Source organism: Candidatus Thorarchaeota archaeon (assembly GCA_021498125.1).
Lineage (GTDB): Archaea > Asgardarchaeota > Thorarchaeia > Thorarchaeales > Thorarchaeaceae > B65-G9.
The window spans coordinates 139720-155032 of sequence record JAIZWL010000003.1 but is presented as its reverse complement, the minus strand read 5'-3'; the positions used below and the strand labels follow the sequence as shown (position 1 = coordinate 155032).

Genomic DNA, 15313 nt, shown 5'->3' with positions numbered 1-15313 from the left:
ACAGACATCAGCTATTCTCTGGTTGAAGAGTGACCTCTTCCACGAATCGCTTTCCAGCGACTACTTGATCAATTGAATGGATGACAGCACCTGCTTGCTCAAGAATCTCCTTGATCGATTCAAAGTCGAGGTCATCACCCTCAATTGTCACCGAAATTGACTCTGTATTCTGATCAACCTCTTTGAGAGAGAGATTAATACCGTTCACCCGCTCATCCCGCGAGATCATCAACGCAAGGTCGGTGATTCGTGGTGTGTGCGGTTTCAAAACGTCCAAAACTATTCTACGGATGCCGTGTGGCAATTGGTAATCATTCCCCAGGTTGCTGGCTCGAGGCCAGTAATCTTATACTATTAGACCACTCAGAAGCATCTAGTTAAAGCTTACTAAATTGGCTAATGTCCAGTTCATCTCCCTCAATGTTTAAAACATTCTTGAGAATACTATCCTTGGACTCAGTCCACGCCGGGATGCACTACCTGAAGGGATGCAGATGAAACAGAAGAGATTGACGGATCATTTTGAACCAGCAACTCCACTCTCAAAGACGAACACATCTTCAATAGGACGACCAGTCTTTATAGGACCCCTCTTTGATGAAGACTTAGGGGATGTCAAAAACAATCCGCTCTGGCCCATTCTTGTAGAGACCACTCGAAGGAATCCTCTTTATCCGGGTCTTGCAAGCTATTTGCAGGCACACATATTGCCAGAGAGACCAGACATTTCACCGCGTGAGCTGGCGGGTCGCCTCTCAATATCGATCGGGGAGGCCTTGGTACTTTTAGATGAGGCACACTCGAAGACCACTTGAGATCCGTCACGGCCATATCATGGCTCTTTTATGGCCTCACAACATCAGACGCGACGAGGCCCTGAAACAGAATGCTCGACTTCAAGAAATTCCGTGATCCTCATTATGCAGAGGCAATTGTTCGAGAGATCCAACGTCGCTCCAAAGGGAAAAAGATTCGAATCGTCCATGTCTGTGGCACTCACGAGGACACGATCAGTAGTAATGGTCTCCGGGCGCTTCTTCCTGAAAACATCTCACTCGTTGCGGGTCCGGGATGCCCAGTCTGTGTCTGTGCTGCCGAAGATGTCGATAAGATCGTAGAACTTGCACGACAGGGACATATCATTACAACATTTGGTGACATGATACAGGTTCCCTCGACCACCTCGTCGCTTGAAAAGGAACGGATGAAAGGGGCTGATGTGCGAGTCGTATATGGAATCAACGATGCCGTTGAGATAGCCCGCGAGAACCCCGACAGAGAGGTCATTTTCATGGGAGCGGGTTTTGAGACCACTGCTCCAACATTCGCAGTAGAGATACTGAGAGGCCCTCCCGAGAACTTCTCGCTCTTCACCTCACTAAAGGTAATCCCTCCAGCAATGGAGATCCTTGTGCATATCGAGGGGTTTGCTGTTGATGGCTTCATAACTCCAGGTCATGTGAGCACGATCATTGGTACGAAGGTCTACGAACCACTTGCGGAGAAGCATCATGTTCCCTGTGTTGCAGCAGGGTTTGAGCCATTAGATGTGCTCGAAGCAGTAAGGATGATACTGGTCCAGATCGAGGAGGGACGCGCAACCTCTGAAAACGAGTACAGGAGAGTGGTCCGTCCTGAGGGGAACCCCGTTGCTCTCAAGATGCTGGAGGACGCATTCTATATCGATGATGCTCCATGGCGAGGTCTCGGTGTGATAAAGAAGTCGGGATATTATCTACACGAGAGATTTGCGGATCACGATGCCCGTAAGAAGTTCGAGTTCCCACCAATGGAGTCTGTAGATATTCTTCCCGGATGCCAATGTCACAAAGTCATTCTTGGAATATTAGACCCTGAAGACTGCCCATTATTTGGAAAACAGTGCACGGCCGCTGAACCCTACGGCCCCTGTATGGTCGGTCATGAGGGAACATGCAGAATACGTTATCTGAACATGAACCTCTAACTTGCACGGCCGCGATGCCTCTCAAGGCGCCTGAGATCTTGTTCGGTATTGATATTAGCAAAGGTTCTCAAGTCGGGATCAAATTCTTTGAGGACCAGTGTGGATATGTAGAGCACATTAGGCAGGACATCGAGAAGGGCCTGCATCTTCCGGTCGCCCTGTTCAAAGATGCCGAGACCCCGTGCATAGGCGGTCTCTGTACGATAGACCGCATGGAGAGGCTCAACATAGCCCTCAGGCCAAGAGGGGACAATAGCACTATGCGTGCCCCTAAGATCGTACAGTGCCTTCAGAAGAGGCACGTTTGCCAAGGGCGTGTCTACAGGAAGCAGGAGCGTAAACGGGGAACCAACATACTCGAATGCGGTCAAGGCCCCTGTGAGTGCACACTTCTCAGTGCCCTCAGGGTCGGAGACTATCTTGACCGAACCCACCAGTGGTCTGAATCGGTCCGCCTGATCCTCGCTCGAGACCACAACTATGACATTAGACGATACTTGATGGGCAATAGCCAACATATGCTGGAGTAGGGGGCGTCCACGAAACTGAGCCAGAGCCTTATCAGTAGTAAAGCGAGTGGAATCGCCTCCAGCAAGAATTGCCACTGTCAGTTGCGGTTCGGTCATACCGACTACACTCTACGACCTACGGAAAATGCTTCCGATATGTATCGTTCTATTCCTGTGGCGCCCCGATCGTTCCGGACAGATACTCGTTGATCATTGCAAGAATCTGGCCATCGGTATAGTGCTGCGATGTGATAGCTCCACTAGGGCAGGTCGCAGTACAGGTTCCACAGCCCTTGCAGAGCGCAGGATTGACATTCGCCTTCTCGCGTTCGTTGATCGTAATTGCATTGTAGGGACAGACGGAGACGCAGACCCTGCAGCCAGAGCACTTGTTCTCGTCAACAATGGAATAGTATGGCTCAATACTGATCTTACCCTTGCCCATTAGTGCCATCGCACCTGCTGCCGCAGCCTTGGCCTGAGCGACAGTATCGGGAATATCCTTTGGACCCTGAGCCATGCCTGCAACAAAGATACCATCATTAAAACTATCAACAGGGCGAAGCTTTGGATGCGCCTCAAGCAAGAACCCATCAGGGGACTGACTAAGATTGAGAATATGACGGACCTTCTTTGCCGACTCTGGAGGCACGACCCCGGTAGACAGAACAACAAGATCCACGTCATCCAGATTGACGGGTTTCCCGAGAAGCGTGTCCTCACCCCTCACAGTCAGACTATGAGTCTCGTCATCTTGCAGGATCTCTCCAACACGGCCACGAATGAAATTGACACCGGCCGCTGCTGTTGACTCATAGAACTCCTCGTAACCCTTTCCGAAGGTTCGAAGGTCAATATAGAAGATGTAGATCTCCGCACCCAACTTGTCACGGATCATTCGAGCCTGCTTGATTGCAGTCATACAACAGACACGCGAACAATACCGGTTCGTACGCTCATCCCGACTGCCAACACACTGGACATAGACGATACGTTTCGGCTCTTTCAGATCAGAGGGGCGGACCACATGTCCTTGTGTCGGTCCGGCTGAACTGAGCATGCGTTCCACTTCGCCGATATTGACCACATTCGGAAACTCGCCGTACCCGTACTCTTCTTTCTTTGTGGCGTCAAAGAGGTCAAAGCCCGTTGCTACAATAATGGTACCGACTTTGATCTTGATCGTCTTCTCTTGATCGTCATAATTGATAGCCTCTGCACCGCAGGCCTCCTTACATTTGCCACAGCGTACCGCATCAACACCAAGACAGTTGTCCATGTCCAAGAGGTAGGCTGAGGGAACTGCCTGCGCAAAGGGAATATAGATCGCCTTACGATATGTCAGATTTGCATCGAACTCTGCGGGAACATCAACAGGGCAGACATCAGAACAGTCACCGCAACTGGTACACTTGTCAATGTCAACATAACGTGGTCGCTGTTTGATGGTCACCTCAAAGTTACCAACGAAGCCCTCCACCTGATCGACCTCGGCCATCGTCAAGAGCTCGATGTTTGGATGAGACCCGGTCTCCGCCATTCGCGGGGTCAGAATACAGGAGGCACAATCAAGTGTGGGGAAGGTCTTGTCCCAGCGGGCCATCTTTCCGCCAATGCTGGGCTCCTTTTCGACAATGTATACTTTGAATCCCGCATCGGCCATGTCAAGGGCGGCTGAAATACCTGCGATCCCGCCACCAATGACCAGAGAGGATTTCTCAATGGCCACTTCGGTTTCTTCAAGTGGCTCCAATAATCTTGCGCGCGCGACTGCCATACGGATGAGATCGATAGCCTTCTCGGTAGCGGCCTCGGGGTGTTCCTGATGAATCCAGCTGTTCTGTTCACGTAGATTAGCAATCTCAAGAAGGAACGGATTTAGATTACCCTCTCGCATGGTCTGTCGAAAGGTCAGTTCATGCATCCGCGGAGAACAGGAACCAATGACCACTCGATCGAGACGCATCTCATTGATTCTATCCTTGATGATCTGCTGGCCGGGTCTGGAACAGAGATACTTGTAATCCTCCACATGCACGACATTTGGAAGATTCTTCACCTCATCTAGTACTCGGCCTATATCCACGACACCTGCGATATTACTACCACAATGACAAATGAAAATTCCAATTCGTGGTTCAGGCATGATCGATTCCTCGTCGCGCACAGCGTGCTTTGCAGTTCATACCTGCACAGCCCCGTTGTCGATATTATGAGGAACGATGCACTAGAGGAATAATAAAGGATTACGTTCCATTTTCGGTCATACAGCTCGTGAAATATGTTCGAAAGTGTGTATCTGCATGATACCAAATGAACAAATCCAATAGTATCTTCAAAATTCATAGGTGTGCTGACGCAGTATGATAGATCTTCAGATCATTGGCCCAGTAACGGGCATACTTACAACGGTGGATGTCATCACGCATATCTATCTTGATATTAAAAAAATCAGGCGACAGAAGAACGCCGGATTAAAAGAACCAAATGAGGACCTTCCACGAAACGTACTTTGGATCGTGACAATCACTACACTGCTCTCATTTCTATTGGTCCTGGTCATATCCGTCGCATGGCTACAGCACAATATGACGCTATTATTACTCGTACTCATAGTATCATATGATTCTCCCATGTGGCTCTGGATTGTCGGTTTTGCATTGTTGGAGAGCGGCATCTTTCTCCATCTATGGTCACGAGCCGTTCGCGGAGCAGGGGCTAGCTCGTGGCTAATGCCTAAAGATCACAGGCTTGTCACAAGGGGGCCGTATTCGCAGGTCAGGCATCCCTCATACCTATCATATTGGTTGAGTTTTGCGGGGCTGTTTCTGATGTTCCCCTCACTCGTGACGGCGATACTACTCACTGGGATCCCTGCATACTATCAGATCGCTATTGTTGAGGAGAGAGGCCTCTTGCACCACTTTGGAGATACATACCGCGAATATATGAACAGAACAGGACGATTTCTTCCGCGCATAAGAAGCAGGAACGATCAGAACGGGGCCTCAAACTAGTGACGCAGCACAATCACCAAAACTGTAAAAAGCCAGCCATGAGGCAGCTTCGTTATACACTGGAGACAAAATCATGTCCGAAAAAGTCTGGAAGTATATTAGGGACAAGATAGACACCGAAGGTGCACTTCATTTTACCCTACTCGATCCCGATCCATTACAGATGTCCACTGACACGGTAGTCAAACTGGCCCAGCTCTCGGAGCAGGCAGGGACTGACGCAATCATGATAGGGGGAAGCACCATCTTTGGAGTCATCGACGAGGCCGTCAAGGCAATCTCAGAGGCGATTGATATCCCGACCATTCTTTTTCCGGGCAATATCACTGGGGTCTCCGAGTATGCTGATGCCATGTTCTTCATGAGCCTTCTCAACAGCACAAACCCATACTGGATCGTCGGTGCGCAGTCACTTGCAGCGGCCCGTGTCAAGATGTCAGGTCTTGAGGCGATCCCGATGGCATACTTGCTCATCGCACCGGGGAAGACGGCTGCATGGGTCGGCGATGCCAAACCATTTCCACGAGATAAACCCAAGCTGGTACTAATGTACGCACTTGCTGCCGAGCTCATGGGATTCAAGCTTGTCTATCTGGAGGCAGGGAGCGGTGCGGAAGGCGGAGGAGTACCAATTCAGATCATCTCGACCGTCTCCCAGTTCTCTGACATCCCGATCATCACAGGTGGCGGATTCAATGATGCTCAGTCCGTGACAAATGCGGTCGAGGCAGGAGCTCATATTGTGGTGCAAGGGACGTATGTGGAGAAACAGGCAATAAGAGATAATGGTACAGGTCTCACCAAAATAGTCAAAGCACTAAAGGAGACTGGCGCCAAGAGAGTTTAAATAGTGAGGCTCTTCCTGAATATAGTGCGCGCCTAAGGGAGGTCACCCGTAATTGTCCAGTAAGACAGAGAAGCTTACCGAGCTGCTTGAGGACCTGAGCAGAGCCTCCCAAGGAAATGTTCAGGCCAGTTTAATCATATCGAAGTCACAGGGACTAACAATCTGTTCCCATTACCCCGATGGAAAACCGGGTAGTGATGTTCCAGATGAGGATATCATTGCAGGAAGGACGACTCAGATCGACATGTCCACACGCAAGGTATTCAAACAGCTGAAGCGTGGCGAGTTGGTCAGAATGCTTGTGGAGGGCGAGAAGGGGTACATTATCATCTGTAATGCGGGAGAAGATGCATTGCTCTGCACGCTCACAAGTAAGAAGGTCAACCTTGGGTACATGTTCTTCATGATGACTCGTGTAGCAAACAAGATCGCATCTATCCTGTGAGAGAATATCACATTCCAACACTTTTATCAAAGGAGTCCATTGCCTCCATACGGCCATATCACAGGTGAATCGATTTGTCAGACAAAAAACCAACCCCCGACAAAGAGACCAAAGAGAATGATGAGAATGAAGACCCACTAGATAAATGGCGTCGCGCGGGCGTGGTGGCAAGAGAAGCACTTGATATTGCTCGCCCCATGATCAAGCCCGGTACCAAAGTGATCGACATTGTCGAGGCTGTGGAGGGATATATTCTAGAACATGCGGACGGCACGTCATTCCCTTGCAACGTGTCGATCAACAATATTGCAGCACACTACACCTCACCCCTGAATGATGAAACGGTCATCCAAGAGGGAGATCTTGTCACTGTCGATTGTGGTGCACATATTGATGGGTATATCTCTGACACCGCATTCACTAAAGCCCTTAACCCGGAACATGAGAGCCTGGTCAAGGCGGCCCAAGAGGCTACGACAGTAGCTATCGAGTTAATGAGGCCGGGAGCAAAACTCAACACGATTGGTGCACTCATAGAAGACACGATCCGAAGCGCAGGATTTGAACCCATCAAACAATTGACGGGACACCAACTTGAACGCTGGGTTCTACACAGTGATAAACAAGTACCTTGTGTATCGGGGAAGGCGGAGGTCAAGGTAGAGGCGGGTGAGTTCTATGCCGTTGAGACCTTTGCAAGTACGGGCTCTGGAAACATCAGTGATCTGCCCAACCCGGTGATCTATCAACTTCTCCCAATACGAGTGCCTGTCCGCTTCAAGGGGTCAAAACAATTTCTTGGGATCGCTCGACGCGAATACAAAGAGTTCCCATTTGCCGAACGATGGTTGGCCAAGCGTATGAAACATGCCGCGTTGAAGATGGCGATCAGAGAACTACAACAGAACGGGGCCCTCATCTCGCATCATATCCTAGCAGAGGAAAAGGGAGAACTTGTGGCTCAGCACGAACACACCATAATCATCACAGAAGACGGCCACGAACAGACCACCTAGAGGATCAAGTTCTACAAAAATAGCGCTTTCCCGTTGAAATATGCATCTAACAGACCGTAATAGTCTTCCCACAATCATTAAATGCGTCTTTGTGGATATGATATGAGGTGGGTTGCAAGCAGCAACAGAAAGATTGGACAACTTGTTCAACATTATACAATCAACATTGGGCAATTCTCGGGCCTAGTACACTACGATGCCTCGTGCTGTCAACGATTTCTTGCTTCGAGACACCCGCCAACCTGTACAGGGGAGGAAATGTGTGGAAGGTTCGCAGAGCAATGCAGAACGGGATTTACCAGAGGGGAGTAGTATACAACAGATTGTATGTCCCGAATGTGGGTCAACTCAGGTCGTAGAAGACCTTGCACGTGGTGAACGCATCTGTGCGGGATGCGGGCTGGTCCTATCAGATCACAGGATTGATACAGGCGCAGAATGGAGGGCATTCAGTGCAGAAGAGGCTGATGCACGAAGTCGTGTGGGAGCACCAATGCGCTACACGATCCATGACAAGGGCCTCTCGACAATGATTGATTGGCGAGATCGGGATACTTCAGGGCGAAAGCTGAGTCCCTCACGCAGGTCCGAGATCTATCGATTACGAAAGTGGCAGATCCGTTCACGGGTGCATGGATCAATCGACAGAAATCTTGCACAGGCCATGTCAGAACTTGAGAGACTGGCATCCCAGCTGTCCCTGCCAAAATCCATCCGAGAACTTGCAGCAGTGCTCTACCGCAAGTCAATAATCAAGAAATTAGTACGGGGACGATCAATAGAGGCGATGGTCGCCGCAACACTCTATGCAGCATGCAGGATTCGACAAAAGCCCCGACCTCTTGACGAGGTGGCTGATGCGTCACGAGTCGATAAGAAAAAATTGGGGCAATGTTATAGACTGCTCTTACGAAGCCTCAAGGTCAAGATACCACTTTCCAATCCAATTGACTACATCCCCCGATTTGCATCCGATCTATCACTCTCCAGTCCTGTACAGATAAGAACTGTAGAAATACTACGAAAGAGCAGAGAGATGGGTCTCACGATAGGCAGAGATCCGCTAGGTCTTGCAGCGGCAGCGATCTATGTGGCATCAATTCTATTGGATGAGCGCAGAACACAACGCGAAATCGCTGAAGTCGCACGAGTAACAGAGGTAACCGTCAGAAATCGATACAAAGAGATAGTACGAGTTCTCCGTATCGATTCCGTAGATACACTGAACTAGCTAGAGCGTGACCGCTCTCGCCTCGCACGACAAGCAGCGCGTAAGAGTTACTTACCTTCGACCGGATCTTTTGAACGACCAATCGATGTGGATGGACTCTTCAGGGAACCCCAGTTTACTCAAGACATCCTTGATCACACCACGATGGTCGCCCTGAAGCTCTACATGCCCGCGCTTTGCAGCGCCACCACAGGCAAGCTTACTTTTGAGCTTGGTCGCCATATCGTTGAGATCGATATTCTTGTCAAAACCAGAAACAACCGTTGTGAGCCGACCCCATTTGCGTCGTTCAACGGTGACTGTTATTCGCGCCTCTTCTTGTGCGATGGTCTCGCAGACACAGAGGTCTTTGGGGAGACCACAATTTGGACATATTCCGTCTTCGTCTGACAGGTTTCACGTTCTCCTGTTGATTGTTACTTTAATGCTACTTACTTTGCCCCAGTCGAGCATATAAGTTAAACTGAAGCATGCTATTGTAGACATGAACAGTAATGACAGACCACCGGATATTGATCGTTGATGCATTGAGTGCAGGAAGTGGTAAACGAATCACATCACGTGATGCCATTGGTTGTGGTCCCAGATCAATAGCTGGTATCTTGGAGGAGAGAGGATATCAGTGCAGGATCAAGAGAGTGGAAGATATCCTCCATGGAAAGGCACGCCTTCGTGAATTCGAACATGTGGCAATAAGTGCAATGAGCATGGACCGACCAGCAATATCCAAGGTCATCCGTTCTTGGAGAAGACATCATAGAGGGCGCGTTCTTCTCGGTGGGCCTATTGCCTCAGGAGGTAAGTCAGTCCTAACCGATCTCAGGTCTGATGCGATCGTGATTGGGGAAGGGGAGGCCACCCTGTCAGAACTGCTGGACAAGGGATTCTTCGAGGGAGAATGTGACCTTGCAGATATCAGAGGGGTTGGGTATATGGCCGATAAGACCCCGACCATTACCGAGCCACGCCCTCTGCTAACACCTGAAGAGATGGATCGCTTCAGACCCTCCATCCAACGAGTGATGGACTATCCGGCATATCAGGCAAGTAGAGTGTACGTGGAAGTCATTCGCGGTTGCTCGAATTTTCGAAGACCCACAATTCCACTGCCGGATGGAAGGGCATGCACCGACTGCGGAAACTGTGACTCACCAGACTATAAGGCGCGGATCTATTGCCCAGAGGACATTCCACCGGGTTGTGGCTTCTGCAGCGTCCCAGCAACATGGGGAGCACCTCGTTCACGAAAACAGAGCACAATAGTTGAGGAGGTACGAGACCTTCTGGACCTAGAGGTGCACAGGATCGTCTTGGAGGCACCCGACTTTCTTGATTATGAGAGAGGACCGTATCCACTCACAGATCCATGTAGTCCTACAGCAAATATCGATGCGATCAAGGAACTACTTGCAGACATCACTGCCTTGCCACAATTCGAGGAGGGAACTGCCCATCTCGCGATAGAGAATATGAAGGCCTGCCTCTTTACGGAAGAGGTTGCACAGGCCATCACACAATATGCTCACGATACCTCTCCAAACATAGGTCTCGAATCAGGCTCCTCAGAGCATATAGAAAAGATAGGTAAGAGCGGAACCCCCACTGATGTGCTCAATGCCGTGCGAGTGGCTCACAAATTCAACATGAGCCCATTTGTATATCTGATATATGGACTGCCCGGGGAGACCTCCGAAACCGTTGAGGAATCGATCAGACTAATGATGAAACTCAGTAAGGCGGGTGCAGAGAGAATAATACTCTACGGGTTCCAACCACTCCCGGGCTCCGCGTTTGCAGACTTCCCACCTGCCTCGTTCAATGATCCGTTAGGAAAACGATTACGAGATGCAGCCGAGAAGATCAATCGCGGAAAGAAAGATCGGTATCTGAATACAACCATCAAGGGGATTGCCGCCGAACCCTCTCTGACCCATAGAGGATATACTATGGTGTACCCATTAAGTGAAGGGCCGATCATGACAGTACCGGGTGGCTATTCTGCGGGCACGCTGTTGACGGTCAAGATCACCAAGGTCCTGAGTGCAGGCCTGCTTCTGGGGAGAGTCGTTCACTGAGAATGCAGCGATAGGCAAAGCTTCATATGGCAAACTTTTGAGGATAATGTTCGGTGGTCAAATGACGTATATCTGTCACTTCTGTCACGCTGAAGTTCAAAAAGAGGATCTAAAGCAGCTCCCTGGTGTCAAGTGCCCTCATTGTGGTGGGAGAATCCTCTACAAGATCCGACCCCCTGTCGTCAAGAGAGTCAAGGGTGTATAATAATAATCATCATCATACAAGACCTAGACATATGATGAGTTTAGACAGCAAAGACTCGTATCACCTAATATTTTTTGAACGCCAATTCTCAATAGATGTGATCAGTAGGCGTACATCATCAAATATTGATTCAGGTGAAGTTCGAAGTTTACCGAGTTTATCTTTATGAGCGGCGATATTCCGAGCTTTACGTAGATCATCTGTCGAGTTCCACAAACGCTTGAGCTTTTGTTTATTGATGCCTAGCTTCTTTGCAGAGAAGAATCGTTTTGCCGTTTCGAGATTGTTAGCGAGCGTGTCATCAAACCAAGTTCGCCACATAAGCAACTGAGTTGTAAAAGAAAACCTATACCGGCTCGCATCTATGTTCCTGAATGTCTGCTCTAGTGCGCGAGTGAGATCCATATAGAAATTCTTGAAGTCCTTTTTCTTGAGATTGTTATCTGCCTGGTTTATTAATTTTAACACTTTTTTGCGAGCCGTTTTACTTTGATCACGAATCATTTTCTCTCGCCTTCGCGGGATTGCCAGATTAGCAGTCCCACTAATTATTAATAATATCACGTATGTTGTCCCAATCACAAACACATCATCAGGAACAAGTCCTCTGAACAGACCATAGAGAAGCATTATTAAAATAATAGCCTTGAAAATGGAAATGATGTAGGTACTAACGCTGGCGACTTTTTTGTCATCGATCCATGGAGCAGCAGACAGTAAAGTCAGCCCAAACCAAAACAGGAAGTAGCCGATTATCACATATATGACCAAGAGCGGCCAGAACTGGAGTTGTGTCAGATAGAACCAATCGATCCCACCAAATAGTATGATGAGGATTGGAATCAGTCCTATAAGCAGACCTGCACCAAGGATGAAAAGGAACCACATTTTATTGGCATCTATATTCAAAACTCGCGTCCCCTAAGTTCCAATAACAAGTCCAAGATATAAAGGAATTCGGCATATAATCGAAAGAGGTTCATTCTCTACCGTTAAGAGAGTCAAGGGGATAGTTGAATCACACCACCGCACACAACGGTGGGGACGACTCTTCGTTTACGTCTCACAAGCATGGATTAACCTTTGAATACAAGGTAGGCTGCTGCAACAAGAGATGCAATGAACAGTAACAGGAAGAGAAAGGATAGGATCTTTTTTCGAACCGCGTATCTCATTGTGTGGTCTCCTCGTTGATTAGTATGTGCCCGAGCCTTCTAAGTTCATCTATTCCTCGGATCTCATGGTCAAAGAGCGGTACCTCTGTGACATGGAGGTCATGATACAACTCCCTGATATCGACAAGGTTGGACTGTTGCATACGTCGCCGACTTGTACAGAAGGGACACGATGGGTTCTCTGGAACAAGCTGATTGACGATGATATTGCTCACGGGGATGCTCCATTTATTCAGACTGGAGAGAAGACGCTGGGTCTCAAAGACTGCCATCGCCTCGGGGATCATGACAACAACAAACTGCGTCAGCTTTTCATCGGCCAGCATGACGCTTGCAGCACGGATCTTCTCTTTGGTCTGTTGCAACATCTTCCACGAGTCATCCTCCTCAGGAGCAGCACCACCAAGGAATGCCTTGAAACCAGACATCATAGAACTGATACGCTGCCTAAGAGTCAACATCTTACCCAGCCAGCTGTCCAATAGGTCGGGTAGCTCAAGCAGTTTGAGAGTATGCCCAGTAGGTGCAGTATCGAAGACCACCCGATCATAATTGGGGTCGCCTATGAACTCCAGCATCTTTCCAAAGGCCATGGCCTCATCTGAGCCGGGGGGGGGCATACTATCCATTCCACCCATTAATTGTGATGCCATCTCGACCTCAGGTCCTTGCATCTGGCCAAGGTTCTCTTGGAACTCACGCATCCCTTTTTCGGTGTTAATCTCCATCCCCCATAGATTATCGATGCCTTCGACCTTGATAACATCGCCACCAGAGAGGTTCTGATCAATGCTATCACTGAGGCTGTGAGCCGGATCTGTAGAGATCACAAGTGTGCGCAGCCCGTATTCGGCTGAGAGAACAGCAATGGCTCCGGCGCAGCTTGTCTTACCAACACCACCCTTACCGCCAGAGAGGATAAATTTGATATCCTTATCGTAAATGATATCTCGAAGGTTCATCGTAAACACATCGAGACTCCACGCTATTGCTCTTTTAATGCTTCGATATGCAGGGAGCTGTGTGAAAAGTCCACAGACATAGATCGTTCAAGTCAGAATGGATCCCGAAACGTTTTGGATTCGATCGCAAAATGGTGTTCATACTTCTCATGATCACTATTTCACTGACTTTTCACACAGAGCCGATATGCAGGTTGCATTAATAACACAGTATTAAGACCTTTAAGTGTGAAAGAATTCATTTGTGCAACGGGCTCTGACTACGAGCAGGATGTATCAGATGTCATTTCCACAGATATCGGTTTCTGCACACGAATTCCCATCATCAATCCTAGGTATGATGGACATCGAGATTCCTGATAGATTACCAGCACCAAATGCGGATCTAATTGAACGATTCAATCCACGAGCCGTGGTCATAATATCAATTGATAATTTCGGGCTTTTTGAGGCGGTCGTATACAAGCCAGAGTTCATCATCAAGAAACTTGAAGTGTTAGCCCTCTTAGACACACCCGATCCTTATGCGGTCCCTCTGATTCGGTCATTACTTCGAGGACCAGCATTCCATTTAATCGACTATGTACAACAATACGGCAAATTCGTCAGGGTCATCTGTCGTGGTGATGACATGGACACCTTCGGATTCGACCCTGGCTATACGATTCCAACACGAGATGACATGACATCCTATATAGAAGCAACAAGACATGTATTCAAGAGCGAACTTATGTTCGTCCATTTTCTTGACTTCGAGAGCCTATATGCTCAATATGGGCACCAGACACCACCAGAGAAGCTACTCTCAAAGATCGTCAAGAGAGCAGACAACTGGATCAAAGTGTTGTACCGTCAATCACGTATAGGAACCCTCTTTGTAGTAGTCGGAAATCATGGCCGTCATCCAGTACCGCTGAACTACGAGGGAAAATTAGCTGAATGGCGAAAGGCTAATGCACCTATCGCCATCATGTTTCAAAAGCATGAGGAGCTATCAGAGTAAGGCGGGTATGCCAAATACAATAGCAACAGTACCTAACACTACGCAAAGTTTCCAGAATTCTATCTTTCGCGCCAATCGTAGCAATGCCTCCATTGACGCAAGACCCACAACAAAGACTATTGCCTCCATAATTATGAGTTCACCCAATGGGATAGTAATCGTCACTACCTCACCAGTCAAGACATCAAGCATCACAGCAGCAATGACAGCCGGGACGCTCATTAAGAAACTAAACCAGAGCGCCTTTTCTTTGTCTACATGTTGCATTAGCAGAGCAGACATTGTCACTCCAGATCTGCTCAGTCCGGGTAACACAGAGAACCCCTGCACAAGTCCCGTGAACCCTGCCTTCTTGTCATCGACTTCTTCAGTATGTAGCACTTCATCGGGGTTGTGTCGTGTAGGCAGATAGAGAATAAGAGCTGTAGCGAACAGCATACCTCCAACTAACATATTGATAATCTCACCATGAAACGCGGTGATACTGCCCTTCAGGAAGAAATAGAGAGGAATACCTGCTACAGCTGTAGCAATTGTTGCAATCATAAGTAGCCTGAACAGATTGCGATCTTTCAGTGTTATAATTCGCCAGAAATCGCGAGGATAGCGCACAATCACAGCAAGAGCGGTACCAAGATGAAGCCATATGACCACCGATACTAATGCTGATGAAGGTACTGAACTAAAATTATAAACAAAGAGGATTGCTTGCCCCTCGCTGCTAATTGGTAACCATTCTACAAGACCCTGAATTAATGCTACAATCAATTGCCAAGGTTCCATAAATGCACCTTCTTTGATGAAAACTCGCAGCTGCGAAGATTTAAAACTGGTCATCAATGGAACGACGCATCCAAAGGAT

The 15313-nt window shown here is 48.4% G+C and carries 17 protein-coding genes; 10 read left to right on the top strand and 7 right to left on the bottom strand.

Annotated elements, in window-relative coordinates; translation table 11 throughout:
* Nucleotides 1–7 precede the first annotated feature (7 nt).
* Nucleotides 8–304, bottom strand: a complete 297-nt coding sequence (locus K9W43_09730) for a DUF211 domain-containing protein (GenBank protein MCF2137497.1) — start codon at nt 302–304, stop codon at nt 8–10.
* Between the two features lie 190 nt (nt 305–494).
* Between K9W43_09730 and K9W43_09725 the strand changes: the two genes are divergently transcribed.
* Complete coding sequence (locus K9W43_09725; protein MCF2137496.1) at nt 495–815, top strand: hypothetical protein; 321 nt, start codon at nt 495–497, stop codon at nt 813–815.
* 71 nt (nt 816–886) lie between these two features.
* Nucleotides 887–1966, top strand: coding sequence for a hydrogenase formation protein HypD (gene hypD, locus K9W43_09720; protein ID MCF2137495.1), 1080 nt, complete (start codon nt 887–889; stop codon nt 1964–1966).
* Here the strand turns inward: hypD and K9W43_09715 are convergent.
* Nucleotides 1963–2592 (bottom strand): molybdenum cofactor guanylyltransferase, encoded by a 630-nt coding sequence (locus K9W43_09715; protein MCF2137494.1) that lies wholly within the window; start codon nt 2590–2592, stop codon nt 1963–1965. The genes hypD and K9W43_09715 overlap by 4 nt on opposite strands.
* 49 nt (nt 2593–2641) lie before the next feature.
* Entirely contained in the window at nt 2642–4621 is a 1980-nt protein-coding gene (locus K9W43_09710; protein ID MCF2137493.1) for a CoB--CoM heterodisulfide reductase iron-sulfur subunit A family protein, read from the bottom strand.
* Between the two features lie 217 nt (nt 4622–4838).
* Between K9W43_09710 and K9W43_09705 the strand changes: the two genes are divergently transcribed.
* The 5 genes from K9W43_09705 (at nt 4839) to K9W43_09685 (ending at nt 9031) form a co-directional block, all read left to right on the top strand.
* On the top strand, nt 4839–5492 hold the full coding sequence (locus tag K9W43_09705) for an isoprenylcysteine carboxylmethyltransferase family protein (GenBank protein MCF2137492.1): 654 nt from the start codon (nt 4839–4841) through the stop codon (nt 5490–5492).
* A gap of 73 nt (nt 5493–5565) precedes the next feature.
* Nucleotides 5566–6339, top strand: coding sequence for a geranylgeranylglyceryl/heptaprenylglyceryl phosphate synthase (locus K9W43_09700; GenBank protein MCF2137491.1), 774 nt, complete (start codon nt 5566–5568; stop codon nt 6337–6339).
* A gap of 52 nt (nt 6340–6391) precedes the next feature.
* Nucleotides 6392–6784 (top strand): roadblock/LC7 domain-containing protein, encoded by a 393-nt coding sequence (locus K9W43_09695; GenBank protein ID MCF2137490.1) that lies wholly within the window; start codon nt 6392–6394, stop codon nt 6782–6784.
* A gap of 74 nt (nt 6785–6858) precedes the next feature.
* The gene (gene map / locus K9W43_09690) at nt 6859–7800 is read left to right on the top strand and encodes a type II methionyl aminopeptidase (GenBank protein ID MCF2137489.1); all 942 of its coding nucleotides are present in this window, start codon (nt 6859–6861) and stop codon (nt 7798–7800) included.
* A gap of 262 nt (nt 7801–8062) precedes the next feature.
* Entirely contained in the window at nt 8063–9031 is a 969-nt protein-coding gene (locus tag K9W43_09685) for a transcription initiation factor IIB (protein ID MCF2137488.1), read from the top strand.
* Between the two features lie 51 nt (nt 9032–9082).
* Here the strand turns inward: K9W43_09685 and K9W43_09680 are convergent, their stop codons facing one another.
* Nucleotides 9083–9424, bottom strand: coding sequence for a translation initiation factor (locus K9W43_09680; GenBank protein MCF2137487.1), 342 nt, complete (start codon nt 9422–9424; stop codon nt 9083–9085).
* Nucleotides 9425–9525: 101 nt separating this feature from the next.
* On the opposite strand from K9W43_09680, the gene K9W43_09675 reads away from it, so the two are divergent.
* Together K9W43_09675 and K9W43_09670 are read left to right on the top strand one after the other, a co-directional pair.
* Nucleotides 9526–11106, top strand: coding sequence for a B12-binding domain-containing radical SAM protein (locus K9W43_09675; protein MCF2137486.1), 1581 nt, complete (start codon nt 9526–9528; stop codon nt 11104–11106).
* Between the two features lie 61 nt (nt 11107–11167).
* Nucleotides 11168–11311: a DNA-directed RNA polymerase subunit P gene (locus K9W43_09670; GenBank protein MCF2137485.1), complete on the top strand. Its 144-nt coding sequence runs from the start codon at nt 11168–11170 to the stop codon at nt 11309–11311.
* Between the two features lie 60 nt (nt 11312–11371).
* Here the strand turns inward: K9W43_09670 and K9W43_09665 are convergent, their stop codons facing one another.
* Together K9W43_09665 and K9W43_09660 are read right to left on the bottom strand one after the other, a co-directional pair.
* The gene (locus K9W43_09665; protein MCF2137484.1) at nt 11372–12220 is read right to left on the bottom strand and encodes a hypothetical protein; all 849 of its coding nucleotides are present in this window, start codon (nt 12218–12220) and stop codon (nt 11372–11374) included.
* Nucleotides 12221–12482: 262 nt separating this feature from the next.
* Nucleotides 12483–13448, bottom strand: a complete 966-nt coding sequence (locus tag K9W43_09660) for an ArsA family ATPase (GenBank protein ID MCF2137483.1) — start codon at nt 13446–13448, stop codon at nt 12483–12485.
* 280 nt (nt 13449–13728) lie between these two features.
* Between K9W43_09660 and K9W43_09655 the strand changes: the two genes are divergently transcribed.
* Nucleotides 13729–14451: a hypothetical protein gene (locus K9W43_09655; GenBank protein ID MCF2137482.1), complete on the top strand. Its 723-nt coding sequence runs from the start codon at nt 13729–13731 to the stop codon at nt 14449–14451.
* Here K9W43_09655 and K9W43_09650 read toward each other — a convergent pair.
* Nucleotides 14443–15288, bottom strand: a complete 846-nt coding sequence (locus tag K9W43_09650) for an undecaprenyl-diphosphate phosphatase (protein ID MCF2137481.1) — start codon at nt 15286–15288, stop codon at nt 14443–14445. The two genes, K9W43_09655 and K9W43_09650, sit on opposite strands and share 9 nt — an antisense overlap.
* Between the last annotated feature and the right edge of the window lie 25 nt (nt 15289–15313).

Coding starts and splice junctions, on each gene's coding strand:
- K9W43_09725 (MCF2137496.1), top strand. CDS start 495: ATGAAACAGAAGAGATTGACGGATCATTTTGAACCAGCAACTCCACTC.
- hypD (MCF2137495.1), top strand. CDS start 887: ATGCTCGACTTCAAGAAATTCCGTGATCCTCATTATGCAGAGGCAATT.
- K9W43_09715 (MCF2137494.1), bottom strand. CDS start 2,592: ATGACCGAACCGCAACTGACAGTGGCAATTCTTGCTGGAGGCGATTCC.
- K9W43_09710 (MCF2137493.1), bottom strand. CDS start 4,621: ATGCCTGAACCACGAATTGGAATTTTCATTTGTCATTGTGGTAGTAAT.
- K9W43_09705 (MCF2137492.1), top strand. CDS start 4,839: ATGATAGATCTTCAGATCATTGGCCCAGTAACGGGCATACTTACAACG.
- K9W43_09700 (MCF2137491.1), top strand. CDS start 5,566: ATGTCCGAAAAAGTCTGGAAGTATATTAGGGACAAGATAGACACCGAA.
- K9W43_09675 (MCF2137486.1), top strand. CDS start 9,526: ATGACAGACCACCGGATATTGATCGTTGATGCATTGAGTGCAGGAAGT.
- K9W43_09670 (MCF2137485.1), top strand. CDS start 11,168: ATGACGTATATCTGTCACTTCTGTCACGCTGAAGTTCAAAAAGAGGAT.
- K9W43_09660 (MCF2137483.1), bottom strand. CDS start 13,448: ATGAACCTTCGAGATATCATTTACGATAAGGATATCAAATTTATCCTC.
- K9W43_09655 (MCF2137482.1), top strand. CDS start 13,729: ATGTCATTTCCACAGATATCGGTTTCTGCACACGAATTCCCATCATCA.
- K9W43_09650 (MCF2137481.1), bottom strand. CDS start 15,288: ATGACCAGTTTTAAATCTTCGCAGCTGCGAGTTTTCATCAAAGAAGGT.